Genomic DNA, 26,910 nt, shown 5'->3' on the forward strand with positions numbered 1-26,910 from the left:
ACGACCAGGATAGGTCAACATGTGCACGCATGTGCACGTGTTGAGGAAAGAACGGCCCGCACCCCGGAGGGCACGGGCCGGGAGGAACGGGTCAGTCGTGCGGCGGGAGTCCGCCGATCTGGTGGTCGGCGACGCTCAGCGCCTCGTCGACCAACCGGCGCAGATGGCCGTGGCGCAGCGCGTAGACGACGCGCCGGCCGTCCTTGCGGGCGGTGACCAGGCCGGCCAGCCGGAGCTTGCCGAGGTGCTGGCTGACCGAGGTCCGGGGGGCTCCGGCCGCCTCGGTGAGCGTGGTCACGTCGGCCTCGCCGGCGCTCAGCCGCTGGAGCAGCGCGAGCCGGGTGCGGTCCGCGAGCAGCGCCAGGATGCCGGCCGCGGCCTCCAGCCGCTCGTCGTCCCGACGCTCCTGCGCATGGTGCGCACCTGATACCTGAAGGCTGCCGCTCATGGCGCCATCGTAGGGCCCCGGCGTCCCGGCGCGCCGTCCGGGCCGTCCGGACCGTGACAGCGCTTCGGCCGGTCCGGCTGACAGACCGGACCGGCCGAAGCGCCGGGCAGCGCCGGCCCGACGCGCCCGGCCGGAGGGGCCGCTGTGGACTCCTCCGGCCGGGTCATCGGATCAGGCGTTCGCGCCCCACAGGGCGCCCGGGACGGCGGTGTGACGCAGAGTCTGCCGCCACTCGTCACCCGGCGGGCAGGGGGTGGGCGGACACGGCGGCGGCGGGCACTCCTGCCGGTCCTCGACCGTGATCGCCACGCACGGGCAGTCCTCGGTCAGCTCGACCGTGCTCACCGCGGGCTGCGACAGCTCGTACCCGGGCGGCGCCGCGGTCTCCTGCCAGTAGTACGTGCCCAGCGGCAGACCCTCCGCGGAGCAGACGCCCGACGCGGGGGTCACGCACGGCGAGCCCACGGCGGTGTCCGGGTTGGCCCCGGTGGTCTGCAGGCCGGCCACGCCGTTGGTCTCGTGCCACAGCTGGAAGGTCGCCCCCGCCAGCGGGTGGCCGGTGTCGGCGTCGACCTTGGTGACGGAGGTGGAGCCGGTCGGAACGACCGTCTTCACGTCCTTGACGGTGACCTGGACGTCCGGCCGGCGTACGTCGAGGATGACGGTGGTCACCGCGGGCCGCGGCAGCTCGTAGCCGGGCGGCGCCGCGGTCTCCTGCCAGTAGTACACGCCCAGCGCGAGGTCGTCGGCGGAGCAGACACCCGTGGCCGGGGTGACGCAGGGCGCGCCGACCTTGGTGTCCGGGACGGCCCCGATGGTCTGCAGGCCGGGGACACCGTTGGTCTCGCGCCACAGCTGGAAGGTCGCCCCCGCCAGCGGGCGGCCGGTCTCGGCGTCGACCTTGGTGACGGAGGTGGAACCGGTCGGAACGACCGACTTCACGTCCTTGACGGTGACCCTGACGTTCTGCCCTTCGGTGTCCAGCACCACGGTCGTCACGTTGACCGCGGGCAGGTCGTAGCCGGACGGAGCGTCGGTCTCCTGCCAGTAGTACGTGCCCAGCGGCAGGCCGCTCGCCGAGCAGACGCCCGACGCCGGGGTCACGCACGGCGAGCCCACGGCCGTGTCCGGGTTGGCCCCGGTGGTCTGCAGACCCGGAACGCCGTTGGTCTCGCGCCACAGCTGGAACGTCGCCCCCGCCAGCGGCTGCCCCGTGACCGAGTCGACCTTGGTGACGGTGGTCGCGGCGACCGGAACGCTGGTCTTGGCATCCTGGACGGTCACCGGGACGTTCTGCCCGTTCGCGTCCAGCACCACGGTGGTCACGTTGACCGCGGGCAGGTCGTACCCGGGCGGCGCCACGGTCTCCTGCCAGTAGTACGTGCCGAGCGGCAGGCCGTCGGCGGAGCACACGCCCGTGGCCGGGGTCACGCACGGCGAGCCCACGGCCGTGTCCGGGTTCGCGCCGGTGGTCTGCAGCCCGGGGACACCGTTGGTCTCGCGCCACAGCTGGAAGACGGCGCCGGCCAGCGGGCGGCCGGTCCCGGCGTCGACCTTGGTGACGGAGGTGGAACCGGTCGGGACGACCGTCCTCACGTCCCTGACGGTGACCCTGACGTTCTGCCCGTTCGTGTCCAGCACCACGGCGGTCACGGGCTGCTGCGGCAGGTCGTACCCGGCCGGAGCGTCGGTCTCCTGCCAGTAGTAGGTGCCCAGCGGCAGGCCCTCAGCGGAGCAGACGCCCGACGCGGGGGTCACGCACGGCGAACCCACGGCGGTGTCCGGGTTCGCCCCTGTGGTCTGCAGACCGGCCACGCCGTTGGTCTCGTGCCACAGCTGGAACGTCGCCCCCGCCAGCGGCTGCCCCGTGACCGAGTCGACCTTGGTGACGGTGGTCGCGGCGACCGGAGCGCTGGTCTTGGTGTCCTGGACGGTGACCGGGACGGTCTCCCCGTTCGCGTCCAGCACCACGGTGGTCACGTTGAGCTCGGGCAGGTCGTAGCCGTTGGGGGCCGAGACCTCCTGCCAGTAGTACGTGCCCAGCGGCAGACCGCTCGCCGAGCAGACGCCCGACGCCGGGGTCACGCACGGCGAACCCACGGCGGTGTCCGGGTTCGCCCCGGTGGTCTGCAGACCGGCCACGCCGTTGGTCTCGTGCCACAGCTGGAAGGTCGCCCCCGCCAGCGGCTGCGAGGTCGCGGAGTCGACCTTCGTCACGCTGGTGGACCCGGTCTCGATCACCGGGCTCAGGGTGTCCCTGACGGTGACCGGCACGTTCTGCCCGCCGGTGCTGAGCACCACGGTCGTCACCGGGGGCTGCGGCAGGTCGTAGCCGGGAGGAGCCGCGGTCTCCTCCCAGTAGTAGGTGCCCAGCGGAAGGTCGGCCACGGAGCAGACGCCGTCCGCCCCGGTGGTGCACGGGGCACCGACCTTGGTGTCCGGGTCGGCCCCCGAGGTCTGCAGGCCGGGGACGTCGTTGGTCTCACGCCACAGCTGGAAGACCGCGCCCGCCAGCGGCTGCGAGGTGACGGAGTCGACCTTCGTCACACTGGTCGAGCCGGTGGGCGCCGGCGGGGTGCCGCACTCCGGGAGGTCGCCGTTGAAGGGATAGGCGTGGAACTCGGTACCGGTCATCCCGGAGCCCGAGTTGTGCAGCAGCGAACCGGTGGTGAAGAACCGTCCGTTCAGGCCGGGCAGGTTCATGGTGGCGGTGCTGGCCGGGTTGCCGACCAGCACGCTGCCCTGGAACTGCCCGGAGCCCGTGAGGGTGACGGTCGTCGCGGTGGGGAAGTTCCACAGCAGGCGCTCGCGCAGCTGGTTCCAGGGGTCGTTGTCCACCAGGCTGCCGCTGTAGGTGTTGATGGTGCGGGCGCCACCCACGAGGTTGACCAGCACCGTGGCGTTCGCGGGGATGCCGGCGAACGCGATGCCCTGGGTGCCGCCTCCGTTCCCGACCAGGTCGAAGTCGACGTTGAAGACCTGGAGGGCGGAGGTGCCGTCACCGGTGAACAGGGTCTGGTAGCCCTGGTTGACGGCGGTCCCGGTGGCGGGGCGTGGCGTGCCGACCCCGGCGTAGCACTCGCTCGCCGTCTGCAGCTGGCCGCGCAGCGGCGTGTAGGCGGCCACGGCCTGCGGGTCCTGGACCTTCGTGCCGGTGATGTTGCCCGTGGCGGTGCCCGCGTAGCGGACCACGCCCCCGTCCGCCAGCAGGGTCTGCCCCGGGGCGATGGTGACGTTGCCGCCGGCGGTGAGGAAGTCGGCGCCGTCCGGCGGGGGGACGCGGGAGCCCACGCCGACGATGCCGATGTTGTACACCGAGCTGACGCCGGCCGCCTTGTTCTGGTCGAAGTTGCCGAGGGTCACCACGTGGCCCTCGGCCTCCGCGGCCGAACCCCTGACGTTGAAGTCGCCGCCGACGAAGATGTTCACGCCGGCGTCGCGTCCGGCGAAGGGGCCGTTGTTGATCGGCGGGAACGTGGCCGGACAGTCCGCGCCCAGGCAGGGACCGAGCCCTCCGGGCAGGCCGGCCGCGTGGGCGGCCGTCGGTGCGACGAGCGACATGCCGAAGGGGACGAGCGCCAGGGCCAGGGCGGAACCCATCGCCCTGCCGAGTCGGCGTCTCCAGGTCACGGCGGTCGCCGGATTCTGACTGGGCTTCACCTCAGTCCTTTCATCTGTGGATGCAGTACGGCCCTCGGAGTGTCCTGGGCCGCAGCGCCGGGCGACGGTGACACGCGAGCGGTTTCGCCTGAACGCCGCGCCGGTGCACCCGGTCGGCGGCACCGGGCCCGGTCCGTGCCCGCCGGGCCCGGTGCCGCCGACCGCCCGGGTCTGTGCACGCCCGCCCGCACCGGGCCGCCGCCGATCTCCTCGGCGGCTATCCGGGGTTCCCGCCCGCGGCGGGGGCGTCGAACTCGGCGAGGGTCTCGCGGGTGAAGCCGAAGAAGTACGTGGCCAGGAAGCCCGCGAGGTAGCCGGTCAGCAGCCCGCCTCCGTAGACGGCGGCGCCCGCGAGGAGTCCGTGCGAGTCGGCCAGCAGCGGGAACAGGGCCCAGCCGGAGGGCCCGATCGCGGTGGAGCCGACCGCGTCGCCGAGCTGGCCGGCCGCCCCGACGAAGGCGCCGCCCGCGGCGCCGCCGACGCAGGCGGTGACGAAGGGGCGCCCCAGCGGCAGGGTCACCCCGTAGACCAGGGGCTCGCCGACGCCGAGCAGGCCGGCCGGGAGGGCGGACCTGATGGTGGCCCGGAGGGAGGCGTTGCGCCGCAGCCTCAGGTAGACGGCCACCGCGCAGCCGACCTGCCCGGCGCCGGCCATGGCGAGGATCGGCAGCAGGACGGTGGAGCCCTGCTGCTGGATCAGGGTGGTGTGGATCGGGATCAGCGCCTGGTGCAGGCCGAGCATGACCAGCGGCAGGAAGAGGCCGCCGAGCACGAGCCCGGCGAGCAGGCCGCCGTGGGCGAGCAGCCAGGTGGCGCCGCGGCCGATGGCGGTGGAGACCTCCCCCGCGACGAACATCAGCCCGAACAGCGCGGCCAGCCCGCCGAGCAGGACGGTGACGGTGGGGGTGACCAGCACGTCCAGGGCGGCGGGCACCAGCCGGCGGGTCCAGCGCTCCAGGTGGACCGCCAGCAGCGCGGCGCCGAGCGCCCCGACCACCCCGCCCTGCCCGGGGGTGAGGTGGTGCCCGAAGGCCTCCACCTTGGCGACCCCGGCGTAGACGATCACACTCGCCACGGCCCCGCCGAGCACGGGTGTGCCGCCGAACTCCTTCGCCGTGTTGTAGCCGACGAAGACGGCGATCAGGGACATGAACCCGGAGGAGACCGGGCCCAGCGCGGTGACCAGCGCCGGTGCCCAGCCGAGGTTGGCGAGGGCGCCGGAGAGGCCGGCGACGATGCCGCAGCCGATCAGGGCGGGGATCAGCGGGACGAAGATGTTCGCGATCCGGCGCAGCGCCAGTTTCACCGGGGTGGCGTTGCGCTGCCGGGCCTCGGCCCGGAGGCGCTCGCCGCGCCCGGCGAGCGCCTCGGCGGTGGTGGCGTCCCGGACCTCCGGCGCGGCCGCTTCCCCCGTTCCGGCCGCTCCCGCCGGTGCGGCGGCGGGCTCCAGGAGGCGGCGCAGCTGCCCGGTGACCCCGGCGACCGCGGCGGGCCCGAGCACGATCTGGTAGGTGTCGTCCTCGACCGTGCCCAGGACCGCCGGCAGCGCCCGCAGCGCGTCGGTGTCGACCAGGGAGCGGTCCGTCAGGCCCAGCCGCAGCCGGGTCATGCAGTGGGCGACCGAGTGGATGTTGGCGGCGCCACCGACCAGCGGGAGGATCGCCTCGGCCACGGCGCGGTTCTTCTCGTCCGACATGCCGGGGGGCGTACCCGGGTGCTCCCCGGGCTCAACCGCCGGCGTGCGCGGCGGTGCCGAGCCGGGCGGCCGTCGCCGGGGGGCGGGCGGCACCGTCCGCCCGGTCCGCGAGCGGGTCGTCCTCGGCCCGCATGGTGCGCACCCGGTGCACGTACCGGTCGATCAGGTGGCGCAGCACGCTGACGGTGGCGGCGACGTCCGGCTCGGGGACGCCGTCCAGCGCCCCGGCGAGTCCGGCGATGTTGGCCTGTTTCAGGCGGTCGAGCAGTTCCCGTCCGTCGGGGGTGATGGCCACCTGGCGGGCCCGCCGGTCCAACTCGTCCTGGCTGCGTTCCACCAGCTGCTGGCCCTGGAGGCGGTCGATCTGCCGGGTCACGTGGGAGGGCTTGACCATCAGGCGGTCGGCCAGGTCGCTCACCCGGCTGGCCCCCGCGCCCTCGGCGAGCGCGCGCAGCAGGTAGACGTCCGAGCGGTTGGCGGTGATGCCGGCCCGCGCGGTGCGGCGCTCGTGCTCCTGGGACCGCGTCAGCAGGTAGGTCAGCGTGGCCAGTACGTCCTCCAGGCCGTCCAGCCCCTCCGGCGGGGAGGCGGTGGTCCGGGCGTCTTCGGCGTCTTCTTCGTCCGACATGGGGGAACTGTAGCGATCGGGTGCCGACGGCGGTCCGGACGGGGAAGCATGGCCGGATTCCGGACAGATTCGGCCGACACCCGGTACGCCCTTTCGCCACCACGGAACGCGAGTTAGCGTGACGTTCAGTTAGTTGCTTTGGGCACGTAATGACGCCCGGCCCAACTCCCGGAAGGGGATTCACCGATGGCCACCACCGAGAGGACCCCGCGCTTCACCCACCCCGCCGCCCGCGGCACCTGCCCGTTCGACCCGCCGCCCGCGTACGGGCAGGCCCGACAGGAGGAGCCGGTCAGCCGCGTCTCCCTGTGGGACGGCTCCACCAGCTGGCTGGTCACCCGCCACGAGGACATCAAGGCGGTCCTCTCCGACCCCCGGTTCAGCTCCGACTCCACCCGGCCCGGCTTCCCGTTCATCAGCGCGGGCGCCCGGCAGCTGAACACCGGCCGGCCCACCATCATCCGGATGGACGAGCCCGAGCACTCCCGCTACCGCCGGATGCTGACCGGCGAGTTCATGATCAAGAAGGTCGAGGCGCTGCGCCCCGAGGTCCAGCGGATCGCCGACGACCTGCTGGACCGGATGACCGAGGGCCGCTCGCACGCCGACCTGGTCCGCGAGTTCGCCCTGCCGCTGCCCTCCCTGGTGATCTGCCTGCTGCTCGGCGTCCCCTACCGGGACCACGACTTCTTCCAGGAGCGCAGCCGCGTCCTGCTGCACCGCTCCGCCACCCCCGAGCAGGTCACCGCCGCCCAGGCCGAGCTGGTCGACTACCTGGTCGACCTCACCGAGGCCAAGCGCGCCCGGCCCGACGACGGCATCCTCAGCCGCCTGCTGGAGCGCGGCGAGCTGAGCACCGAGGAGATCGGCTCGATGGGCCGGCTGCTGCTGATCGCCGGACACGAGACCACCGCGAACATGACCGCGCTCTCCGTCCTCGCCCTGCTGCGCAACCCCGACCAGCTCGACCACCTGCGCGAGCACCCCGAGTCCGTGCCCGGCGCGGTCGAGGAGCTGCTGCGCTACCTGACCATCGTGCACTCCGGCCTGTCCCGGGTCGCCACCGAGGACGTCGACCTGGACGGCGTGCGGATCAGGGCGGGCGAGGGCGTCGTCTGCATGGTCAACACCGCCAACCGGGACGAGCGCGAGTTCCCCGGTGGCGACGAGCTCGACCTGACCCGCGACGCCCGCCGCCACCTGGCCTTCGGCTTCGGCGGCCACCAGTGCCTGGGACAGCCGCTGGCCCGGCTGGAGCTGCAGATCGCGCTGGCCACCGTCCTGCGGCGGCTGCCCCGGCTGCGCCTGGCCGTCCCGTTCGAGGAGATCCGCTTCCGCGGCGAGATGCTCGTCTACGGCGTCCACGAGCTGCCGGTCACCTGGTGACCGGCTCCCCCCGCTGACCGTCCCCACCACACCGACCCACCTGCCCCGCGGCGGAGTTCGCGACCGCCGGGGCACCCGTTCCGAAGGGAAGACCATGCTCGTCCGGATCGACCAGGAGAAGTGCTGCGGCGCCGGGCACTGTGTGCTCGCCGCCCCCGACGTCTTCGACCAGCGCGACGAGGACGGCATCGTCGTCCTGCTCGACGCCGAACCGCCCACCGGGCTCCACCAGGCCGTCCGGGACGCCGCCGCGGTCTGCCCGGCCTCGGCGATCAGCCTGGAGCAGGTGTGACCGCACTGCGGGACGTGGCCGTGGTCGGCGCCGGCGCGGCCGGGCTGCACGCCGCCGAGGCACTGCGCCGCTCCGGCTACGACGGCCGCCTCACCCTGATCGGGGCCGAGCCGGAGCCGCCGTACGACCGGCCGCCGCTGTCCAAGCACTTGCTCGGCGGGGAGTGGCAGCCCGACCGCCTGGCCCTGCGCGGCCCCGAGGCGCTGGACGGGCTCCGGCTCGACCTGCGCCTCGGGGTCCGCGCCGAGCGGCTGGACCGCCGGGAACGCACCGTGCGGCTCTCGGACGGCCGGCGGGTGCGCTGCGACGCCGTCGTCGTCGCCACCGGGGTCCGCCCGCGCCGGCTCCCCGGCGCCGACGCGCCCCGGCCCGGGGCGCACGTGCTGCGCACCCTCGCCGACGCCCTCGCCCTGCGCGAGGAACTGCGCGCGGGCGTACGGCTGTTGGTGGTCGGCGGCGGGCTGCTGGGCGCCGAGGCGGCGGCCACCGCCGTCGGGCTCGGCGCCGAGGTGACCTGGCTGACCTCCACCGCCACACCGCTGGCCGCCGTCCTGGGCGCCGAGACGGCCGCGCTGCTGACCGGCCTGCACCGCGCGCACGGGGTGCGGCTCCACCGGGGCGTGGCCACCGCGCTGCTCGAACGGTGCGGCCGGGCCGTCGGCGTCCGGCTGGCCGACGGCTCCGAACTGACCGCCGACGCCGTGCTGATGGCCGTCGGCTCGGAGCCGGCCACCGAGTGGCTGGCCGACAGCGGCGTCCCGCTGGACGACGGCGTGGTCTGCGACGCCTACTGCGCCGCCGGCCCCGGCGTCTGGGCGGCCGGGGACGCCGCCTCCTGGCCCGACCCGCGAACCGGCCGCCACCGGCGCCTCGAACAGCGCACCAACGCGACCGAGCAGGCGATGCACGCGGCCCGGAACCTGCTGGCCGGGCCGGACGGCGCCCGGACGGCCTACCGGCCGGTCCCCTACCTGTGGACCGACCAGTACGGGCTGCGGGTCCAGGTGTTCGGCCGGCCCGGCGGCGCGCAGCGGTTCGAGGTGGTCGACGGCAGCCTGGCGGAGCACCGCTTCGCGGCCGTCTGCGTCCGGGACGGACTGGTCACCGGCGCGGTGGGGATCGCCTCCGCCCGGGCGCTGCGCGGGCTGCGCGCCCAGGTGGCGGCGCACGGTCCGTGGCCGCCCGAGCCCACCTGAGGCTCCGGGCGGGTATGGACCGGGCAGCTGCGGTCCGCCCGCCAACCGGGCGAGGCGGCGGGCGGTCCGGCATGGTGCGCGGGCCGCGGGACGGCCGGGCCCGGAGACTGGTGGCCCGCAGCCGGCCAGGGGAGAGCGCACATGGACGACCGCAGCCGCCGAGCCGCCCCGGGGCCCGCGGCCCCCGTCCCCGCCCCCGTCCCGGCGGCACGCTCCCGGGCCGGGGTCCTGGGCACCGCGCTGGCCGCCGTACTGGCCTTCTCGCTCTCCTCCGGCACGTGGCAGTGGTTCTCCGCCTACATCGGGCTGACCCTCCTGGCGGTGGTCCTGTCCTCCACCCACCCGCCGACCCGCGCGACGGACGCCGGTGCCGGCTACGCCCGGAACCTGGCTGCCTACGCGCTGGTCGTCGGGCTGAGCGCGGCCCTCGCCCTGGCCCCCGCGATGCAGCGCTGGTCCTGGCTGTTCCCGATGCCGGGCACCCGCCGCACCTGCCCCCACCTGGGCGACTACGCGCGGCTGCAGGCGCAGTCCGCCCTCGGCGACCTGGCCGCCCGGGACGGCGCCGCGCTCGCCACCGCGCAGGACGAACAGGCCCGGCTCGCCGTCGCCGGCTGCCTGTCCGCCACCACCACGCTCTGGCTGCCGGTGTACGCACTGGGCGCCGCCCTGCTGGTGGCACTCGTCGTCCGGCTGCTGGACCGGTCCCGTCCGCTGACGGGGTGACGGCCGGCGCGGCCGCCGAGCTGCTACGCCTGCCCGGGCCAGGGCACCGAGGTCTCGACCCCGGCGGTGTAGTCGACGCCGGGGACGTCCCAGCCGTACAGCTGCCGGAACTGGTTGTAGAACCAGGCGGCCCCGGCCGGGTCGGCGCCCAGCGCGGCCGCCGGGTCGGCCCACAGTTCCCGCACCCGGTCCTGCACGCCGGGGTCCAGCTCCCAGCCGTCCAGGCGGATGCGGCCCTGCGCGTCCAGGACCAGCTCCTTCGCGCCGGTCAGCTGCTCCCACAGGTCCACGGCCTGGTCGTCGGTGGTGCGCCAGCCGTCCTCGCCGAGGACGTTGCGCAGCAGCGAGGTGTACAGGGCGATGGAGGGGATGGCGGTGGACGCCTGGGTGACGGCCGCGCCGGCGACGACGGTGAATGCCCGGCCGCGGTCGGCGAGCAGCCCGGTCTGCAGCTCACGGGCGGTGGCCTCCAGGTGCTCCTTGGCGGCGCCGATCGTGCCCTGCCGGTAGACCGGCGCGGTGATCTCGGAGCCGACGTAGGACAGGGCCACGGTGGTGAAGCCGGGGCCGAGCAGGTCCTCCTCGGCCAGCGCCCGCACCCACAGCCGCCAGTCCTCGCCGCCCATCACCTTGACGGTCGCCGCCCGCTCGGCCTCGTCGGCCGGGGTGAGGTCGACGGTGCCGATCTGCGGGGCCCCGTCGTCGAACAGCAGGGACGGCGAGGTGTACGGGGCGCCGAGCGGCTTGATCACCGAGTGGTGGACCTCGCCGGTGGCCGGGTCGGTGCGCCGGGGCGAGGCGAGCGAGTAGACCAGGTAGTCGACCTTGCCGTAGCGCTCGGTGAGGAGCTTGAGCACCTCGGCGCGGGTGGCGTCCGCGTAGGCGTCGGCGTTGACGAAGGTGAAGTCACCGCCGTCGCGCTCGACCAGGGCCGAGGTCGCGGCGGTGCGGTACCAGCCGGCGGTGGCGGTGCGCCGTTCGGTGGCGGCGGCCTCGAAGCCGACGCCGATGCCGCGGATGCCCTGGCGGCGCAGCCCGGCGAGCAGGAGCGCCTGGCCGTATCCGGCGCTGGCGCCGAGGATCAGGGCGACCGGGGCCCGGTCGGCCGGTGCCGCGGGCTCGATGCGCTGCCACTGGCGGTCGACGGTGGCTCCGCTGCCGGTGGGGTGGGAGTTGACGATCAGGTAGCCCCGCTGCTTGGGGGTGATCTGCTGGTTGCTCACGCGGTGGCGCCCTCTCCGATCCGAAGATCGTGATCTTGGTGTCGTTCGTCCGGAGCCTATCCGCGTCGACGGGCGCGGCCTTTGCCACGCCGTCACGGAAGATCCGGCCAGCGCTTGTGGGAGGTCGTCATTGCGGCGCGGTCCCGCTTCGGCTATCCCGACGGCCGGTCAGCCGGTCAGCCGCCGGGGAGCCCGGGCGGTCGAGCCGCCGGAGCCCGGCGGTTCTTGATCGTCGTCATCCCGCGATGATGCCCCGGCCGACCGGACGGCGCCGCCTCCGCGCCGCTCCGCCGACGAACTGCCCGTCCGCACAACCGAGTTGTGGAGATTGCGTGCCCGTCGACTGTGTCCCGGTGCACCGGGTAGGCGCCGGTGAGGGTCTCCGGACCGCCGGGGACCGGCGCCACGGCCACAGGAGGATCTTTCGATGCAGATGCCCGTCCACCCGATGCCCGTCACCTTCCCCCACAGCCCGCTGCCCGACGTCCCGGTCACCGCGGAGCTGCGGTTCGACCCCGACCTCCCCTACGCGGCCTGCCTGGCGTTCCCCCTGACGCCCTGCGAGTGCGCACCGTCCGAGGCCCAGGTGTGCTGGTACTTCAGCCGGGAGCTGCTGAACGAGGGCCGGCACGCGCCGACCGGCAGCGGCGACGTCCTGGTGAGCCCGGGCCACGAGGGCGAGGTCCTGATAACCCTGCGCGGGCCCGACGGCGGGCAGGCCGTCCTCAGCGCGCCGGAGGGGGAGGTCTCCGCGTTCCTGTCGGACTCCTTCCTGCTGGTGCCGGCCGGCACGGAGTCCGAGCACCTGGACGTGGACGCCGCGCTCGCCCGGCTGCTCGACGAGGACTGACCGCCCGGTCGACCGGCCCGCGCCGCACGGGCCGACCCCGCCGTTGCGCCGTTGGAGTGCTCTGCCCCCGCCCGCCACGGCAACCGCGGTGCTCGGCCGCCCCGCGCGCCGCGAGGCCCACTAGGTTCCTGCCGTGGACGAAACCAGGGCTTCGAGCAGGCGCCGGCCGTCCGCCGGCGAGCGCGTCACGGCCGGTCTGGACCGGCGGCTGCCGGTCATCGAGGCGGGCCGGGAGCTGCTGCGCAAGGTCTTCCCGGACCACTGGTCCTTCCTGCTCGGCGAACTCGCGCTGTACAGCTTCGTGGTGCTGCTGCTGACCGGCGTCTACCTGACGCTCTTCTTCCAGCCGAGCATGGACGAGGTCGTCTACCGGGGCGCCTACCTGCCGCTCAGCGGCGTACGGGTGTCCGAGGCGTACGCGTCCACCCTGCGGATCAGCTTCGAGGTGCGGGGCGGACTGATGATCCGCCAGATCCACCACTGGTCGGCCCTGCTGTTCGCCTCCGCGATCGGCGTGCACCTGCTGCGGGTGTTCTTCACCGGGGCGTTCCGCCGCCCGCGCGAACTCAACTGGGTGATCGGGGTGACGCTGTTCAGCCTCGCGCTGCTGGAGGGGTTCTCCGGCTACTCGCTGCCGGACGACACCCTCTCCGGCACCGGCCTGCGGATCGCCGAGGGCGTGCTGCTCTCGGTGCCGCTGGTCGGCACCTACCTCACCCTGTTCGCCTTCGGCGGCGAGTTCCCCGGGCACGAGATCATCCCCCGGCTGTTCACCGTGCACGTGCTCCTGGTCCCCGGCCTGCTGCTGGCCCTGGTCGGGGCGCACCTGACGCTGGTGGTGGTGCTGAAGCACACCCACTGGGCCGCCCCCGGCCGCACCAACCGCAACGTGGTGGGGATGCCGTTCTTCCCCCAGTTCCTGACCCGCACGGTGGGCCTGCTGTTCGCGGTGGGCGGCGTGATGGCGCTGTCGGCGTTCCTCGCCGAGGTCAACCCGATCTGGCGGTACGGCTCCTACCGCCCCGACGTGGTCGCGACGGGCGCCCAGCCGGACTGGTACATCGGCTTCATCGAGGGGGCGCTGCGGCTGATGCCGGCCGCGGAGACCAGGGTGCTCGGGCACACCGTGTCGTGGAACGTCTTCCTGCCCGCCCTGGTGGTGCCCGGCCTGCTGTTCGCGGCGCTGTACGCCTACCCCTTCGTCGAACGGTGGCTCGACCCCGGCGGCGGCGAGCACCACCTGTGCGACCGTCCGCGCAACCGGCCCACCCGTACCGCCCTGGGCGCCGCCGGGGTCACCGTCTACGCGGTGCTCCTGGTCGCCGGCGGCAACGACGTGATCGCGTACGCCTTCGAGGTCTCCGTCAACGCGCTCACCGTGGCGCTGCGGGCGGCGCTGGTCGTGCTGCCGCCGGTGGTCTTCGTGCTCACCCGGCGGCTCTGCCTGGCCCTGCAAGCCCGGGACCGCGCCCGGCTGCTGGACGGCGACGAGACCGGCCGGATCGACCAGTCCCACGACGGCGGCTTCACCGGCCACCACCGCCCGGTGCCCGCCGCCGAGCGGTACGTGCTGCTGGCGCGCGCCGCGACGGACCCGGTGACCGCACCCGAGGGAGCGCCCCGGCACCGGCGGGTACGCGCCGCGGCCAGTTCCTGGTTCCACCGCGACCGGGTCGAACTGCCCTCCACCGAGCGGGAGTCGGCGCACATCGCGGCCGTCCTCACCGCCCCGGCCCACCCCGCTCCGCCGGCCGCCCGGCCGCCCGGGCCCGTCCCGGGCGGCCCGCTCCGGCGGCTGCTGCGCCGCCTCAGCCCGCGCCGTGGTCGCGGTACTGGAAGATGAAGCCGGCCACCGAGAGCGCGAGCACCAGGGCGCCGACGACGATCAGCCACCGGGCGAACACCAGCCCCAGCGCGAAGACCGTCACGCCGACCGCCGCGAGGACCGGGTAGCCGCTGCGGGCCGGGAAGAACCCCACCGGCCCGGCGGCCTCCGCGATCTCGGCCTCCTCGCGGTCCTGCGCCCGGCCGCCGCCCAGCCGCTGGTGCTGGACGAACCAGAACAGCGCGACCAGGCCGGACATCAGGAACGCCACCGTCAGGATCGCCTTGCCGGCCGGCTCCTGCGCCCAGAAGCCGTAGACCAGCCCGGTCACCGCGAAGAACGCCGTCATGACGGCGAACAGCCACCCCTCCGCCTTCACCGCCCGCTCCCCCGCTCACCGCTGCGGCCCTGCGGCACCCCGGCGGCGCCGCCCGACGACTCCTCCGGGGGCACCTCCGGATGGTGCAGGTCGAAGGCCGGCGACTCGGAGCGGATCCGGGGCAGCGCGTGGAAGTTGTGCGACGGCGGCGGGCAGGACGTCGCCCACTCCAGCGACCGGCCCCAGCCCCACGGGTCGTCCTCGGCGACCTTCTCCCCGTACCGGGTGGTCCGCCAGACGTTGTAGAAGAACGGCAGGTTGGAGACCCCGAGCAGGAACGAGCCGATCGAGGCGCACACGTTCAGTGTGGTGAAGCCGTCGGCCGGCAGGTAGCTCGCGTAGCGGCGCGGCATCCCCTGGGCGCCCAGCCAGTGCATCACCAGAAAGGTGCTCTGGAAGCCCACGAACAGGATCCAGAAGTGCACCTTCCCCAGCCTCTCGTCGAGCATCTTCCCGGTGAGCTTCGGCCACCAGAAGTAGAAGCCCCCGAAGGTCGCGAAGACGACCGTGCCGAACAGCACGTAGTGCAGGTGGGCCACCACGAAGTAACTGTCGGTGACGTGGAAGTCGATCGGCGGCGCGGCCAGCAGCACCCCGCTCAGCCCGCCGAACAGGAAGGTCACCATGAAGCCGATCGACCAGAGCATCGGGGTCTCGAAGGACAGCGAGCCGTTCCACATCGTCCCGACCCAGTTGAAGAACTTCACCCCGGTGGGCACCGCGATCAGGAAGGACATCATCGAGAAGAACGGCAGCAGCACGTGGCCGGTGACGAACATGTGGTGCGCCCACACCGACATGGACAGCGCGGTGATGGCGATCGTCGCGCCGATCATGCCGTAGTAGCCGAACACCGGCTTGCGGCTGAACACCGGGATGATCTCGGTGACGATGCCGAAGAACGGGATCGCGACGATGTAGACCTCGGGGTGGCCGAAGAACCAGAAGAGGTGCTGCCACAGCAGCGCCCCGCCGTTCGCCGCGTCGAAGGCGTGCGCACCGAACTTGCGGTCCGCCTCCAGGCAGAGCAGCGCGGCGGTCAGCACCGGGAAGGCCAGCAGCACCATGACCGAGGTGAACAGCACGTTCCAGGTGAAGATCGGCATCCGGAACAGCGTCATGCCCGGCGCCCGCAGGCAGGTGATGGTGGTGATGAAGTTGACCGAGCCCAGGATGGTGCCGAGGCCGGCCACCACCAGGCCGAGCGCCCACAGGTCCCCGCCCGGCCCGGGCGAGAACAGCGGCCCGTTCAGCGGCGCGTACGCGAACCAGCCGAAGGAGGGCGCGCCCCCGGTGGTGAGGAAGCCGCTCAGCACCATCAGCCCGCCCAGCAGGAAGGCCCAGTAGGTGAAGGCGTTCAGCCGGGGGAAGGCGACGTCCGGCGAGCCGATCTGCAGCGGCATGATCGCGTTGGCGAACCCGGCGAAGGTCGGGGTGGCGAACAGCAGCAGCATGATCGTGCCGTGCATGGTGAACAGCTGGTTGTACCGCTCGTTCGACAGCAGCCCGGTGTCCGGCCCCATCAGCTGGGCCCGCATCAGCAGCGCCATCACGCCCCCGGCCAGGAAGAAGCCGAAGGCCGTCACCAGGTACAGGTTCCCGATGACCTTGTGGTCCGTGGTGAACAGCCAGCGCAGCAGCGTGCCGCCCTGCCGGACGCGCGCCCGGGTGCGGTGCTGCGCCCGGGGCGGCGCGGTGGACGAAGCGCTCATGGAACCTCCGCAGCGGAGCCGGTGACGCCCCCCGGTCGCGGCGCCGATCCCCTCCCCGGCCCAAGCGGAGGGCCCGCCCTCGCACGCCATCGCCGACCCTAGCGGCGGCGGCCCGGGCCGCCGGGGCGCCACGCGGTACGGGCCCGCGCCCGGGTGCGGCGCCGCGCCCGGGCGGCGCCGTCCGCGGGCGGCGGGCTCAGCGCTCCCGCAGGTCCGGGACCACCTCGCGCAGGCGCTCGGCGCCGATCGCGCCCGCCCGCAGCAGCACCGGCACCTCACCGGTGACGTCCACGATCGAGGAGGGCACGGCGGCCGCGGTCGGGCCCCCGTCGAGGTAGACGGCGACCGAGTCGCCGAGCATGCCCTGGGCGGCGTCGCAGTCCTGCGGGGAGTCGTGCCCGGTCAGGTTCGCGCTGGAGACCGCCAACGGCCCGGTGGCGTTGAGCAGTTCGATGGCGACCGGGTGCGCGGGCATCCGCACCGCGACCGTCCCGTTGGTCTCGCCGAGGTCGAGGTCGACCGACTCCAGGTGGCGGGCGACCACGGTCAGCCCGCCCGGCCAGAACTCCTTGACCAGGTTCCGCGCGCGCTCCGTCACCTCGACCAGCCCGTCGAGGGCCTCCGGGGAGCCGACCAGCACCGGCGAGGGCATGTTCCGCCCCCGGCCCTTGGCCCGCAGCAGGCGGTCGACGGCCTGCGGCACGAAGGCGTCCGCGCCCACGCCGTACACGGTGTCCGTGGGCAGCACGACCAGCTCACCGCGGCGCACCGCGGCCACGGCCTCGCGCAGCCCGGCTGCGCGCTCGGACGGGTCCGAGCAGTCAAATCGACGAGTCATCAGGGTCTCCACCGGCGGGCCGCCGGCCCGCCCCGTTCCTCCGGCCCGGCCACCTCTCCGGCCGGACACGACCTGGTCAGCCTACCCGCCCCGGCGGGCGGTGACGGGCGGACGTAGGTTGCGGACATGACCAGTGACGAGACGGTCCCGGCGGTGGGGGTGCGGCCGCTGGACGAGGTGTTCGCCGCGATCGACAAGGTCAACCGGCGCCCCCGGCCCTGGAGCGGCTTCGAGCACGGCGTGCTCGGCGCCTACCGGTGGGCCGCCGGCGCCCAGGTCGCGGCGCCGGTCACCGCCGCCGCGACGGCCGGCGCCACCGGCCCGGGCCACGCCCAGCTGCTGGCGGAGTGCCAGGCCGCCGCCGTCCATCTCCACCGGGTCCGCACCCAGGGCGCGGACCACAGCTATGTGCTCGGCGTCCACCGGGCACTGGCCTGGCTCTGCGGACTGCACGAGGACCGCCCCTGAGCGGGGCGGTCCAGGTGCGTCGAACGGCCGGCGCACGCCGCTGAGCAGCGGTTGAGCGCGGTCAGTAGTAGTGGCGGCGGCCGCCGACGGCGTGCCCGAGAGCTCCGGCGACCCACAGGACCAGACCGATGGCGACCAGCACGATGCCGATGGTCCACAGGATCGAGATTCCGGTGACGAAACCGATGATGAGCAGGATGACACCGAGGACTATCACGAGGGTCTCCAGGGTTGACGGGTGGACGAGGGGGCTGTTCGACGGGGCGGCCCTCGTCGGCTCGTACCCGCCGGGACCGTCTCCGGGGAGCGGGACCGGCCTCCTCCGGCCCGTTCTCCACACCCACGCGTGTACCGCGCCGCCGCCGGGGCAAACGCGCTCGCCACTCACCCGTCAGCGCCGGTGGCGGCCGCGCCGGCGGCGGCGCGGTGCGACGACCACCCGGGGCGCGGGCAGGAAGAGCCGGGCCAGCTCGCGGCCCAGGTTGACGCCGATGGCGAGGGCCATGGCCATCGCGCCGGCCCGCCCGATGCCGCTCAGTCCGACCTCGGGTTCGCCCCGGACGAAGGCGAGCATCCCGAAGTACAGCACCGAGCCGGGCAGCAGCGGGCCGAGCGCGGCGGTGATGTGCGGCAGCGCCGAGCTGCCCCGGCAACGCGCCATGAGCTGGCCGGACAGTCCGACCAGCCCCGCCGCCAGACCGGTGGCCAGGATCGGCTCGCCGCCCGCGTTCACCAGCACCCCGTACGTGGTCCAACCCGCCGCGCTGTTCAGCAGGACCGCCGGCAGCGTGCCCGGCTCGGTGTTCAGCAGCACCGCGAACGCCACGGTCAGGAGCACCGCGGCGGCGAGTTGCAGCGGGGGGTTCACCGCCCCGTGCGGCACGTCCTGGGCGGCGAGGTCGGCACCGTTGTTGACGCCGACGTAGAGCACCGTCATCACCCCGATCACCACCCCGGCCATCAGGTACAGCGCTTCGAGCAGCCGGGCGGCCGCGGTGAGGTAGAAGCCCGCCAGGCCCTCCTGGACCGCCGCCACCAGGGGCCACCCCGGCAGCACCGCGTACAGTCCTCCGGTGATCACCACCGATCCGCGCAGGTGCAGCCCGTTGAACGACAGCAGGATGCCGATCACGGCGGCCGGCACCGCGGCCACCACGAACTGGTAGAAGGCCGGGAAGTCGTGGCGCGCCACCAGCGCCGAGAGCCGCTCGCCCGTCAACGCGGCGACGAGGGCGCTCGCGAAGACCAGCCAGGCCCGGGCGTCGGCCCGGCCGCCGATCAGCAGGGTGGCGGCCCCGGCCATCCCGCCCCAGCAGAGCACGTACAGCCGCCCGGAGTAGCGGTGGCTGCGCCTGCGCGCCGCCGTGAGGCGGCCGTGCGCCTCGGGGACGGCCATCCCGCGCACGGTGATCTCGGTGACCAGCCGGAAGACGGCGGCCAGCCGCGCGTAGTCGACGGCCGGGCGGCGGACAGAGCACTCGGCCGTCAGCGAGGGCTCCGACGGGCCGGGCTGGTACGAGATCGCCACCCGGGTGAAGGTGACCTGCGGGTCGCAGGGGTGGAGCCGGTAGGCGTGGGCGACGGCGAGCATGGCGGCCTCGACGTCCTCCGCCGCCTCGCCGCTGGCCAGCAGCAGTTCGCCGACCAGCAGCGCGAGGTCCAGCACCTGCGCCGGCTCCACACCGGCCGGCGGCTCGGCGCCGATCGCGTCCGGTGCGGGCTGCCGGTCGGCCGTCGGGGTGCGCAGCAGCGGCAGCATCATGTCGGGCCAGGGCGCCGGGGTGCCGTCACCGTCCGCACCGGGCCGGGCTCCGGTCTCGCGCTCCCCGGGCGCGGGGGCCTGGGGCGGCACCCGTCCGGGCCGGGCGGGGTGTCCGTCCGGGCCGGCGGGCGCGCCGAGCTGCTCGTGTTCCGTCATCGCGACTCCCTGACCCCACCCCCTCCGTCAACAACGTGCAGCCGTTCAACTACCCCGAGTGATGCTGCGGCGAACGCGCCACACCCGGCACACCCGTCCGAACCGGAGCACGACCGGCCGTACACGCCCCACCGCCCCGCGCGTGCCGATCCCGGGGGGCGGGCCGGCCGGGCCGGCGGGGTCCCGGCCGGGGCACGGCCGGGTCGCGGGCGGGGCACTGGCGGGTCGCGGGCGGGGCACTGGCGGGGCGAGGCCGGCTCCGGCCGCCGGATTCACGGCGGCGACGGAGGGTAGACGCGCCTGCGCAAGGACCCCGAACCAGAAAGGGAGGCGTCGGTCATGCCGCGAGGATCCAGCCCCAAGCGGGAGCGCCAGTACGAGCACATCAAGGACAGCGCGCTCGACCGGGGCGAGAGTGAGAAGCGGGCCAAGGAGATCGCCGCCAGGACGGTGAACAAGGAGCGCGCGCGGCACGGCGAGTCGAAGACCACCAGCCGCAGTTCGACCCATGACATGTCCTCCGGCCGGCGCGGCGGACAGCGCTCGCACCAGGGCTCCCAGGGCCCGACCTACGACCAGCTGTACAACGAGGCCAAGCAGCGCAACGTCAAGGGCCGCTCGAAGATGAACAAGCGCCAGCTGGCCGACGCGCTCGGCCACTGACCGGGCGCGCTCCTCCGAGGAGGTGCCTCGATGACCGTCCCGATGCCCCCGGACCCGGACACCCGGCCGATCCCCCGGCCCGACCCCGACCCCGTGCCGGGGCCGGGCGAGCCGGACCCGGCGCCGCCGCCGATCCCGCCCTTCCCACCGCCGGAGCCGTTCCCGGACACCGATCCGGCGCCGCTTCCGCAGCCGCACCCCGGACAGTCCTGACCGGGCCGCCCGGGGCGCCCGGCCGCACCGGTGGGCGCCCCGGACCGCGGTGGTGGGCGCGCCGGTCAGAACCGCGGTGCCAGCAGGCTGTCCAGTTCGGCCTCGAAGAGCAGTTCGGGCCGGAAGCCCATGCCGGTGAAGTGCCCGGCGAGTTCCAGTGACAGCACGCCGTGCAGCCGGGTCCAGAAGACCAGGAAGCGGTGGAGCACCTCGGGCGGGGCCGGCTGCTCGCCCGCCCAGTCCCGGTGGCCCAGCAGATGGGTGGCGAACGGCGCCGCCCCGGCCTCCGGCCCGGCCGGGGCGAGCGCCGCGCAGGCGTCGACCAGCGTCCGCATGACCTCGTCGGCGACGGCGGTGGTGTCCGCGGGGGCGTGGTAGCCCGGCACGGGGGTGCCGTAGACCAGGAAGTACCGCTGGGGGTCGGCCAGCGCCCAGCCGCGCAGGGCACGGGCGAGCCCGGACAGGTCGGCGCCACCGGCGGCGGCCGCGCCCAGGGTGTCGGCGAGGCTGCGGTACGCGTCCCGGACGAGTTCGGTGATCAGCTCGTCGCGCCCGGCGAAGTACCGGTAGAGCGCGGGGCCGCTCAGGCCCATCCGCTTGGCGATCGCGTTGACGGAGAGCGCCGAGGCGCCCGCCGTGGCGATCTGCTCCCAGGCGTGCGCCTTGATCTCTTCGCGTACCTGCGAGCGGTAGCGCTCGCGCGGGGTCTCCGCGCCCGTTCCGTCCGTCCTCGCCATCGGCGTCCGTCCGCTCCCCAGGTCACCCGAATAGATGCTCACGCTTCCGTTAGAAGGTATCACGGAACCTGTTGACCGCTCAGGCCGCGCCGAGTTACAACTTCTAACGACGGCGTGAGCATCTAGCTCGCGGCGACCGTGCCGTCCCGACGGCCGACAGATGAATGGGGAGTTCCATGTCCGCCAGCCGCAGCACCGGCCTGCGCACCGCCCTGCTGACCGTCCCGCTCGTCCTCGGCCTGCTCGGCGCCGCCGCCGCGCCGGCCGGGGCCGCCACCGCCCACCGCCCCGGCTCCTCGCTCACCTGCCGCGGGGCGGGCGTCGACCCCGAGGCCCGCGTCCGCCACCGGACCGAGGCCGTGATCCACGCGCCGCTGCGGACCGTCTGGCGACTGCAGACCGACGTGGAGCGCTGGCCCGCCTGGCAGGCCCCGGTGCTGAGCGCCGAGCGCCTCGACAGCGGCCCGCTGCACCCGGGTTCGGCGTTCCACTGGACCACCCCGCTGCCGCCGAACCCGGCGTCGACCGACCCCGTCCTGGAGATCACCTCCACCGTCCGGCAGCTGCGGCCCGGCTCCTGCGTCCGGTGGACCGGCCCGGCGGCCGCGACCGGGCTGCGGATCGACGGCGTCCACGTGTGGACCTTCACCGAGGTCCCGGGCGGTGTCCTGGTGCGCACCGAGGAGACCCACACCGGGCCCCAGGTCGACGCGAACGTCCCCGCCGCCACCGACATCCTCCGCCAGGGGCTCGAAGGCTGGCTGCGGGACCTGAAGGCCGCCGCCGAGACCGGCGTGCGGTAGGCCGCCGCCCGAACCGGCGCTTCGGGCCCGCGCATGGAAGCGCGCCGCCCGGGCAGACGCCGTGCGGGGCGGACGTCGCCCCGTCGACCGAGAGGAGGCACCCCTCGTGGGTACCGACGACAAGCTGCGCAACATGGCGGAGAAGGCGAGCGGCAAGGTCAAGGAAGCCGCCGGCAAGGCCACCGACGACCGCTCGACCGAACTCAAGGGCAAGGCCGAGCAGGCGAAGAGCGACCTGAAGCAGGCCGCGGAGAAGGTCAAGGACGCGGGCAAGCACTGACCGGGCGCCCGGCGGTCGTCCCCGGACGGCTGCCGGGTGTCCCCGTCTTCCCAGCGCACCCGGCAGAGGAGTTGAACCCCCATGACCGACCAGAACGAACCCGTCCCGAGGGATCCTCCGACCCCGGTCGAGACCCCCGAGTCCCGGATGACGGGCGAGGGCTCGCCGCCGCCCGAGCACGAGGAGCGGAAGGGGCCGCGGGACGGCCCCGAGTACGAGACCACCGAGCCCGCCCACGACCCGGATCCGCACGAGCCGCCGGACTGAGCGACTCCCCCCGCGCCGGCCACTCGGTGGGACCGGCGGCCACGGCCGCCGGTCCCACCGGCCGCGCGCCCGGTCAGGGGGCGAGCAGCCCCTGCCGGCCCGCGTAGGCCGCGAGGCCCTCGGCCGTCGCGCCTGCCCAGCCGAGGTAGCCGTCCGGCCGGACCAGGAACACGCCGGTGCCGTACGCCCGGTAGTCCGGGATGCGGACCACCGGCGCGGTGACGGCCGGCAACGGGGCGTCCGTGCCGACGGTGAGCAGCGTCCAGTGCGGGCCGCGGAAGGCGTCGAACAGCCGGGTGCCGCCCCGGCGGCCGTCCGGGGCTCGGTCGCCGGCCCGCAGCGCGTCCGCCGGGAGGTCCGGACGGGTCTCCACGGAGAGCGCGGACTCCCGGTAGCCGAGGTCGAGTTGCTGGGTCGCCCGGCCGCGGCGCTGCTCGCCGCGGTGGACCCGGGTGGACAGCTCCAGCATCGCCGCCGCGTTGGCGCGGCGCTCCTCCTCGTAGCTGTCGAGCAGGCCCGCCTCCGCCCGGCCGGCCAGCACGGCGGCCAGCTTCCAGCCCAGGTTGTAGGCGTCCTGGACGCTGGTGTTCAGGCCCTGCCCGCCGGCCGGCGAGTGGACGTGCGCGGCGTCGCCGGCGAGGAACACCCGGCCCGCGCGGAAGCGGTCCGCGAGCGCCGCGCGCGGGCGGAACTCGGAGCTCCAGCGCAGTTCGGTGACCTGCTCGGCGGCCAGGTGGGTGCGGGCCGCGACCACCTCGCGCAGCCCGTCGAGGGTGAGGTCGACGGCCGCGCCCTCCGGGAACTGGGCGACCAGTTGGAAGTCCTCGGTGCCGCCGAGCGGGCAGATCGCCAGCAGCCCGTCCTCCGCCTGGAAGACGTGCCAGTGGTCGCGGCCCAGTCCGTCGACCCGGACGTCCGCGACCAGCATAGGGCTCGGGTCGACGGTCTCACCGGTCATCCCGATGCCGAGCAGCCGCCGCACCGTCGAGCGCCCGCCGTCCGCCGCGACGAGGTACCGCGCCCGGACCGGGCCGCCTTCGGCGAACTCGGCGGTCACGCCCTCCTCGTCCTGCGTCAGGCCGACCAGCTCGCGCCCGAACGCGACCTCGCCGCCCAGCTCGCGCAGCCGCTCGTGCAGCACCTGCTGGGTGCGCCACTGGGGCAGCATCAGGGTCTCGGTGTACGGCTCGGCCTCGGAGGCCTCGGTCGGGTCGTACATGGTGCGCTCGCCCTGCGGTTCGCCGTCCCGCCAGAACAGGTTGGGCGGGTAGTGCCCCGCCACCGCGCGGACCCGGTCGAGCACGCCGAAGTCGTCGAGCACCTCCAGCGTGCGCGGCTGGAGCCCCTTGCCGCGCGAGCCGGGGAAGAGTTCCGCGCCGCGCTCGACCACCAGGGCGGCGGCGCCATGCCGGGCGAGGTCCAGCGCCAGGGCGAGCCCGGTGGGCCCGGCGCCGATGATCAGGACGTCCGTGTGCATGCCGCGAGAAGCCACGGCAACCCCCTTAACGTTGTTAAGTAGCCGTTGCCCCCAGCGTGCACTTAACGGCGTTAAACTGTCAACCGTGACCCCGCAGAGAACCCCCAAGCTCGACCGCGCCCAGGTCGTCGACACCGCGCTGAACCTGCTGAACGAGGCCGGCCTGGACGGCCTGACGCTGCGCGCCATCGCCGCCCGGCTCGACGTCAAGGCACCCGCGCTGTACTGGCACTTCAAGGACAAACAGGCACTGCTGGACGAGATGGCGACCGAGATGCTGCGCCGGCTGACCAGTCGGGTCGGCGAAGGCCGCGCGGAGGGCGACTGGCGGCAGGGCTACCTGGCGACCATGCGCGCCCTGCGCACCGAGCTGCTGCGCTACCGCGACGGCGCGAAGGTCTACAGCGGCGCCCGGTTCACCGACACCGGCTACGCGGCCGGGCTGGACGCCTCGCTGCGCCTGCTGGTGGAGGCCGGCTTCACCCCGGCGGCCGCCGCCCGGGCCTGGCAGACCGCGTACAGCTACACCATCGGCTACGTCATCGAGGAGCAGGCGATGGGCCCCAACCCCTTCGACGGCGGCGAGGGCTACGACGTGGACGCCCGCGCCGAACGCCTGGCCGCCCACCCGCTGGCCGCCGAGTCGGGCCGGGTGATGTTCCAGGACTTCGACGAGGGCTTCGAGCAGGGCCTGGCGGCGGTGCTGGCCGGGGTCGAGGCCACCCTGCTGCGCTGACGGCGTCCGCGCGCCGGCAGCGCCTCCCGCCGGTGCGCCGCCCCGGGGTGCGTACGCGCGCGGACCGGCCGTAGAACGGAAGGGGACGGCAGCGGTCGGCGCCTGTCGCCGAGGCTCAGGAGGTGGCTGCGATGGGACTTCCCCTGGCGGCCGGGCACGTGCTGGTGACGCTCGGCGAGGGCCCGCAGGAGTCGGCGGAAGCCGTGCTCGACGCGTTGGAGGCCGTCTTCCCGACCCACACCGGGCGCGGCCGGACGATGCACGGCAACGTCTGGGAGGATCCGGCCACCCTCACCTCGGAGGGCGTCCGGGTGGTGGCCGAGCCCCGGATCACCCGCGCCCCCGCCCATCCGGCACCGAGCCCGTCGGTGCGCCTCTCCCAGTCCTTCGACGCCCACCGGGCGGGTTCGCCGGCGCCGCCGGTCACCGTGCCCGGTGGACTCGCCGCGGACCTGCTCGGCGGCCCCGCGGAGGTCGAGCGGGTGCTCGACGCCCTCGCCGGGCTCTGCCGGACGCACGAGGAGGGCCGCGAGCCGCGGGGGCCGCAACTGGCGGTGCGGCTGCGGCTCGGCGAGCACGGGTGAGCACCCTGCGGGCGTGTGCCGGCACCGCACCGGGGTAGGCGCGTCGGCGGAACACCACCGGCCGACTTCACTCGGGGGCCGTCATGGCCGTACAACGCAGACCCGGCACGCAGCGCGGGGGCATGGCCCGTCGCGCGGGCGGCGAGCGCCACGACTTCCCGCACGCCCCGCAGGGCCCCGGCCGGACGACGCCGCAGCTCCGGCCGCAGGAGACGGTGCGCCGGGGCACCGAGCCGGTGACCGCCCGATCGGGACGGCGGTCTTCGCCGTGCTGGCCGCCCTGGCCGACCCGGGCCCCGCCCCCAACCAGGGGACCTACGCCTTCTTCGCCGCCCTGTGCGCCGGGTTCGCCGGCCTCGCCGCGCTCGACCTGCTGGTGATCCGGCGCCGCCTGGCCGCCGGCCAGGGCCGTGACCGGGCCGACGCCCGGGGGGCCGCCGGCTCGGCGAGCCGGACCCGCGGGCGGCCGGGCGCCGACCGACGGGAGTGAGCGGGGCGTCCGCCGCTCCGGCTCCCGTGCTCTTCACTCTTCGGCCGTCCGGCTGCGGGCTTCCGCGGGCGCGGCCGTTTCCGCGGCGTCCCGACGGGCAGGCGCCACCCCGCAGCAGACCCCGTCCCAGAGCCGAGGAGGGCACCATGACCCGGAAGATCAAGGAGATCATGACGCCGGCCCCGGTCACCGTTCCCCGGCTCGCCTCCGTGCGCGACACGGCCCGCTGGATGCGCGACGCCGCCATCGGGGACGTCCTGGTGGTGGGCGACGACGACGAGGTGTGCGGGCTGGTGACCGACCGGGACCTGGTGGTCCGGGTCCTGGCGGCGGGCAAGGACCCGGACAGCACCCGGACCGGCGACGTGTGCAGCTCCGAGCTGGTCGACGTCGGCCCGGACGACGACGTCGCGCACGCCGTGGAACTCATGCGACGCCATGCCCTGCGTCGCCTCCCGGTGCTGGAGGACGGACGGGCGGTGGGCGTCGTCTCGCTCGGTGACCTCGCGACGGACCGGGACGTCGAGGCGGCCAGCCTGGGCTCCGCGCTCGCCGACATCAGCGCCGCCGCGCCCGACTCCTGACCGGTTGCCGCCCCGCCCCCCGACGAGACGAGTCACTCGGGAACCCGCGGGGTGACTCCCGATCCCTCGTTCCCCAAGCCCCACCGGCTCACAACCATCCCACCGGGTCTGGCCCGGTGGCCGTTCGGCAGGCCCCGGGTTTGCATGGAGTCACCGAGCCCCCTGCGATCCGGAGGTAGCGCCGTGTACGAGATGTGGGCCGAGCACGACCCGGCGGTGACCCCGCCCGCCGTGGTGTGGCACGTGGTGGCGAAGGACGACGCGAGCTCCTCGCTGTGCGGGCGGTTCCTGGAACCCTCCCAACGCGTCGTCCCGGCAGCCGACGGCACCGGCGCGGCCGGGCCGGACCGGTACTGCGACCCGTGCCTGGTCACCGTGCGCGAGGCCTTGGCGGCCAGCGCGCGGTGACCGTCCGTCGCCACGTCCCCCCTCGTCTCCCTGTCCTTCTCTTCTCCACCGCCCTCGTTCCGGCGCGCCTCACCGGCGCGCCCTCACGGCAGCGGCACCGCCGTCAGGCACGGGTGCCGGCTGTTGCAGCTTCCGGGAGTCGCCAGGACGGTGGCGACCCCTCCGGTGATCTCCACCCGCAGACCGCCGTCCGAACTCTCCCAGACCGGGCCCCCGCCGGGCCCGAGGTTCTGGGTCTCGTGCACCACCACGACGGACGGTGGAGCGTGCCCGCCGATCGGACCGGGGAGCGTCACCGCGTAGCGGCGGGTGAGGCTTCTCATCTCGGCCTCCTTCTCTCCCCACCCTGCGCCATCGATTCTCCCCCGATCCGACCGCTCGTACACGGAGGACCATCGTCATTCCGGGGGGAGGCCGGACTCC

General features: G+C 74.6%; 28 protein-coding genes and 1 pseudogene. 16 read left to right on the forward strand and 13 right to left on the reverse strand.

Going from position 1 to position 26,910, the window contains the following annotated elements; genetic code table 11:
• Positions 1-91: 91 nt before the first annotated feature.
• The 4 genes and pseudogenes from ACZ5GH_RS00680 to ACZ5GH_RS00695 form a co-directional block, all read right to left on the reverse strand.
• On the reverse strand, positions 92-448 hold the full coding sequence (locus ACZ5GH_RS00680) for an ArsR/SmtB family transcription factor (protein ID WP_387755424.1): 357 nt from the start codon (positions 446-448) through the stop codon (positions 92-94).
• Positions 449-619: 171 nt separating this feature from the next.
• Positions 620-4,048: a SpaA isopeptide-forming pilin-related protein gene (locus ACZ5GH_RS00685; RefSeq protein WP_464333069.1), complete on the reverse strand. Its 3,429-nt coding sequence runs from the start codon at positions 4,046-4,048 to the stop codon at positions 620-622.
• Between the two features lie 56 nt (positions 4,049-4,104).
• Positions 4,105-5,804: pseudogene (locus tag ACZ5GH_RS00690) on the reverse strand (PTS transporter subunit EIIC).
• 31 nt (positions 5,805-5,835) lie between these two features.
• Entirely contained in the window at positions 5,836-6,432 is a 597-nt protein-coding gene (locus tag ACZ5GH_RS00695; protein WP_464333070.1) for a MarR family winged helix-turn-helix transcriptional regulator, read from the reverse strand.
• A 186-nt stretch (positions 6,433-6,618) separates the two neighbouring features.
• Between ACZ5GH_RS00695 and ACZ5GH_RS00700 the strand changes: the two genes are divergently transcribed.
• The 4 genes from ACZ5GH_RS00700 (at position 6,619) to ACZ5GH_RS00715 (ending at position 10,032) form a co-directional block, all read left to right on the forward strand.
• Positions 6,619-7,818: a cytochrome P450 gene (locus tag ACZ5GH_RS00700; RefSeq protein ID WP_387755412.1), complete on the forward strand. Its 1,200-nt coding sequence runs from the start codon at positions 6,619-6,621 to the stop codon at positions 7,816-7,818.
• 94 nt (positions 7,819-7,912) lie between these two features.
• Positions 7,913-8,110: a ferredoxin gene (locus ACZ5GH_RS00705; protein WP_387755409.1), complete on the forward strand. Its 198-nt coding sequence runs from the start codon at positions 7,913-7,915 to the stop codon at positions 8,108-8,110.
• The gene (locus tag ACZ5GH_RS00710) at positions 8,107-9,306 is read left to right on the forward strand and encodes an NAD(P)/FAD-dependent oxidoreductase (RefSeq protein WP_387755406.1); all 1,200 of its coding nucleotides are present in this window, start codon (positions 8,107-8,109) and stop codon (positions 9,304-9,306) included. The genes ACZ5GH_RS00705 and ACZ5GH_RS00710 overlap by 4 nt, the downstream gene beginning before the upstream one ends.
• A gap of 141 nt (positions 9,307-9,447) precedes the next feature.
• Complete coding sequence (locus ACZ5GH_RS00715) at positions 9,448-10,032, forward strand: hypothetical protein (RefSeq protein WP_387755403.1); 585 nt, start codon at positions 9,448-9,450, stop codon at positions 10,030-10,032.
• A 23-nt stretch (positions 10,033-10,055) separates the two neighbouring features.
• On the opposite strand, the gene ACZ5GH_RS00720 is transcribed toward ACZ5GH_RS00715, so the two are convergent.
• Positions 10,056-11,255: an enoyl-[acyl-carrier-protein] reductase FabV gene (locus ACZ5GH_RS00720; RefSeq protein ID WP_387755400.1), complete on the reverse strand. Its 1,200-nt coding sequence runs from the start codon at positions 11,253-11,255 to the stop codon at positions 10,056-10,058.
• Positions 11,256-11,682: 427 nt separating this feature from the next.
• Here ACZ5GH_RS00720 and ACZ5GH_RS00725 point away from each other — a divergent pair, with 427 nt between their 5' ends.
• Both ACZ5GH_RS00725 and qcrB read left to right on the forward strand, forming a co-directional pair.
• The gene (locus ACZ5GH_RS00725) at positions 11,683-12,105 is read left to right on the forward strand and encodes an SsgA family sporulation/cell division regulator (RefSeq protein WP_387755397.1); all 423 of its coding nucleotides are present in this window, start codon (positions 11,683-11,685) and stop codon (positions 12,103-12,105) included.
• A gap of 133 nt (positions 12,106-12,238) precedes the next feature.
• Positions 12,239-13,948, forward strand: coding sequence for a cytochrome bc1 complex cytochrome b subunit (qcrB, locus tag ACZ5GH_RS00730; RefSeq protein ID WP_464333071.1), 1,710 nt, complete (start codon positions 12,239-12,241; stop codon positions 13,946-13,948).
• Here qcrB and ctaF read toward each other — a convergent pair.
• From ctaF to ACZ5GH_RS00745, 3 genes are all read right to left on the reverse strand, one after another.
• The gene (gene ctaF / locus ACZ5GH_RS00735) at positions 13,914-14,309 is read right to left on the reverse strand and encodes an aa3-type cytochrome oxidase subunit IV (RefSeq protein WP_401115518.1); all 396 of its coding nucleotides are present in this window, start codon (positions 14,307-14,309) and stop codon (positions 13,914-13,916) included. The genes qcrB and ctaF overlap by 35 nt on opposite strands.
• Positions 14,306-16,021 carry an aa3-type cytochrome oxidase subunit I gene (gene ctaD, locus ACZ5GH_RS00740; protein WP_464333072.1) on the reverse strand — a complete coding sequence of 572 codons (1,716 nt, stop codon included), beginning with the start codon at positions 16,019-16,021 and terminating at the stop codon, positions 14,306-14,308. Before ctaD ends, ctaF begins: the two co-directional genes overlap by 4 nt.
• Before the next feature lie 196 nt (positions 16,022-16,217).
• Positions 16,218-16,859 (reverse strand): L-threonylcarbamoyladenylate synthase, encoded by a 642-nt coding sequence (locus tag ACZ5GH_RS00745; protein ID WP_387755387.1) that lies wholly within the window; start codon positions 16,857-16,859, stop codon positions 16,218-16,220.
• 126 nt (positions 16,860-16,985) lie between these two features.
• On the opposite strand from ACZ5GH_RS00745, the gene ACZ5GH_RS00750 reads away from it, so the two are divergent.
• Entirely contained in the window at positions 16,986-17,327 is a 342-nt protein-coding gene (locus ACZ5GH_RS00750; protein WP_464333073.1) for a hypothetical protein, read from the forward strand.
• Positions 17,328-17,388: 61 nt separating this feature from the next.
• On the opposite strand, the gene ACZ5GH_RS00755 is transcribed toward ACZ5GH_RS00750, so the two are convergent.
• On the reverse strand, positions 17,389-17,544 hold the full coding sequence (locus ACZ5GH_RS00755) for a DUF6131 family protein (RefSeq protein ID WP_359903176.1): 156 nt from the start codon (positions 17,542-17,544) through the stop codon (positions 17,389-17,391).
• 174 nt (positions 17,545-17,718) lie between these two features.
• Positions 17,719-19,245 (reverse strand): threonine/serine exporter family protein, encoded by a 1,527-nt coding sequence (locus ACZ5GH_RS00760; protein WP_387755381.1) that lies wholly within the window; start codon positions 19,243-19,245, stop codon positions 17,719-17,721.
• A 339-nt stretch (positions 19,246-19,584) separates the two neighbouring features.
• Between ACZ5GH_RS00760 and ACZ5GH_RS00765 the strand changes: the two genes are divergently transcribed.
• Positions 19,585-19,908 (forward strand): plasmid stabilization protein, encoded by a 324-nt coding sequence (locus ACZ5GH_RS00765; protein ID WP_464333074.1) that lies wholly within the window; start codon positions 19,585-19,587, stop codon positions 19,906-19,908.
• A 278-nt stretch (positions 19,909-20,186) separates the two neighbouring features.
• Here the strand turns inward: ACZ5GH_RS00765 and ACZ5GH_RS00770 are convergent, their stop codons facing one another.
• Positions 20,187-20,858 carry a TetR/AcrR family transcriptional regulator gene (locus ACZ5GH_RS00770; protein ID WP_387755375.1) on the reverse strand — a complete coding sequence of 224 codons (672 nt, stop codon included), beginning with the start codon at positions 20,856-20,858 and terminating at the stop codon, positions 20,187-20,189.
• A gap of 176 nt (positions 20,859-21,034) precedes the next feature.
• Between ACZ5GH_RS00770 and ACZ5GH_RS00775 the strand changes: the two genes are divergently transcribed.
• The 3 genes from ACZ5GH_RS00775 to ACZ5GH_RS00785 all read left to right on the forward strand — a co-directional run bounded on the left by ACZ5GH_RS00775 (position 21,035) and on the right by ACZ5GH_RS00785 (position 22,208).
• Positions 21,035-21,661, forward strand: a complete 627-nt coding sequence (locus ACZ5GH_RS00775) for an SRPBCC family protein (RefSeq protein ID WP_464333075.1) — start codon at positions 21,035-21,037, stop codon at positions 21,659-21,661.
• A 106-nt stretch (positions 21,662-21,767) separates the two neighbouring features.
• A complete protein-coding gene (locus ACZ5GH_RS00780; RefSeq protein WP_387755369.1) occupies positions 21,768-21,941 on the forward strand; it encodes a CsbD family protein in 174 nt (57 codons plus the stop codon).
• An 81-nt stretch (positions 21,942-22,022) separates the two neighbouring features.
• Positions 22,023-22,208 (forward strand): hypothetical protein, encoded by a 186-nt coding sequence (locus ACZ5GH_RS00785; RefSeq protein ID WP_464333076.1) that lies wholly within the window; start codon positions 22,023-22,025, stop codon positions 22,206-22,208.
• Between the two features lie 73 nt (positions 22,209-22,281).
• Here the strand turns inward: ACZ5GH_RS00785 and ACZ5GH_RS00790 are convergent, their stop codons facing one another.
• Complete coding sequence (locus tag ACZ5GH_RS00790) at positions 22,282-23,685, reverse strand: FAD-dependent monooxygenase (RefSeq protein WP_464336773.1); 1,404 nt, start codon at positions 23,683-23,685, stop codon at positions 22,282-22,284.
• An 85-nt stretch (positions 23,686-23,770) separates the two neighbouring features.
• Between ACZ5GH_RS00790 and ACZ5GH_RS00795 the strand changes: the two genes are divergently transcribed.
• From ACZ5GH_RS00795 to ACZ5GH_RS00815, 5 genes are all read left to right on the forward strand, one after another.
• The gene (locus ACZ5GH_RS00795) at positions 23,771-24,421 is read left to right on the forward strand and encodes a TetR/AcrR family transcriptional regulator C-terminal domain-containing protein (RefSeq protein WP_464333077.1); all 651 of its coding nucleotides are present in this window, start codon (positions 23,771-23,773) and stop codon (positions 24,419-24,421) included.
• Positions 24,422-24,552: 131 nt separating this feature from the next.
• Positions 24,553-25,005: a hypothetical protein gene (locus ACZ5GH_RS00800; protein ID WP_387755363.1), complete on the forward strand. Its 453-nt coding sequence runs from the start codon at positions 24,553-24,555 to the stop codon at positions 25,003-25,005.
• Between the two features lie 268 nt (positions 25,006-25,273).
• Positions 25,274-25,495 carry a hypothetical protein gene (locus ACZ5GH_RS00805; RefSeq protein WP_464333078.1) on the forward strand — a complete coding sequence of 74 codons (222 nt, stop codon included), beginning with the start codon at positions 25,274-25,276 and terminating at the stop codon, positions 25,493-25,495.
• A 146-nt stretch (positions 25,496-25,641) separates the two neighbouring features.
• Positions 25,642-26,079 (forward strand): CBS domain-containing protein, encoded by a 438-nt coding sequence (locus ACZ5GH_RS00810; RefSeq protein ID WP_464333079.1) that lies wholly within the window; start codon positions 25,642-25,644, stop codon positions 26,077-26,079.
• 183 nt (positions 26,080-26,262) lie between these two features.
• The gene (locus ACZ5GH_RS00815; RefSeq protein WP_387755354.1) at positions 26,263-26,487 is read left to right on the forward strand and encodes a hypothetical protein; all 225 of its coding nucleotides are present in this window, start codon (positions 26,263-26,265) and stop codon (positions 26,485-26,487) included.
• 83 nt (positions 26,488-26,570) lie between these two features.
• On the opposite strand, the gene ACZ5GH_RS00820 is transcribed toward ACZ5GH_RS00815, so the two are convergent.
• Complete coding sequence (locus tag ACZ5GH_RS00820) at positions 26,571-26,810, reverse strand: DUF6296 family protein (RefSeq protein ID WP_387755351.1); 240 nt, start codon at positions 26,808-26,810, stop codon at positions 26,571-26,573.
• Positions 26,811-26,910 lie beyond the last annotated feature (100 nt).

This window comes from Kitasatospora sp. Xyl93 (assembly GCF_055383135.1).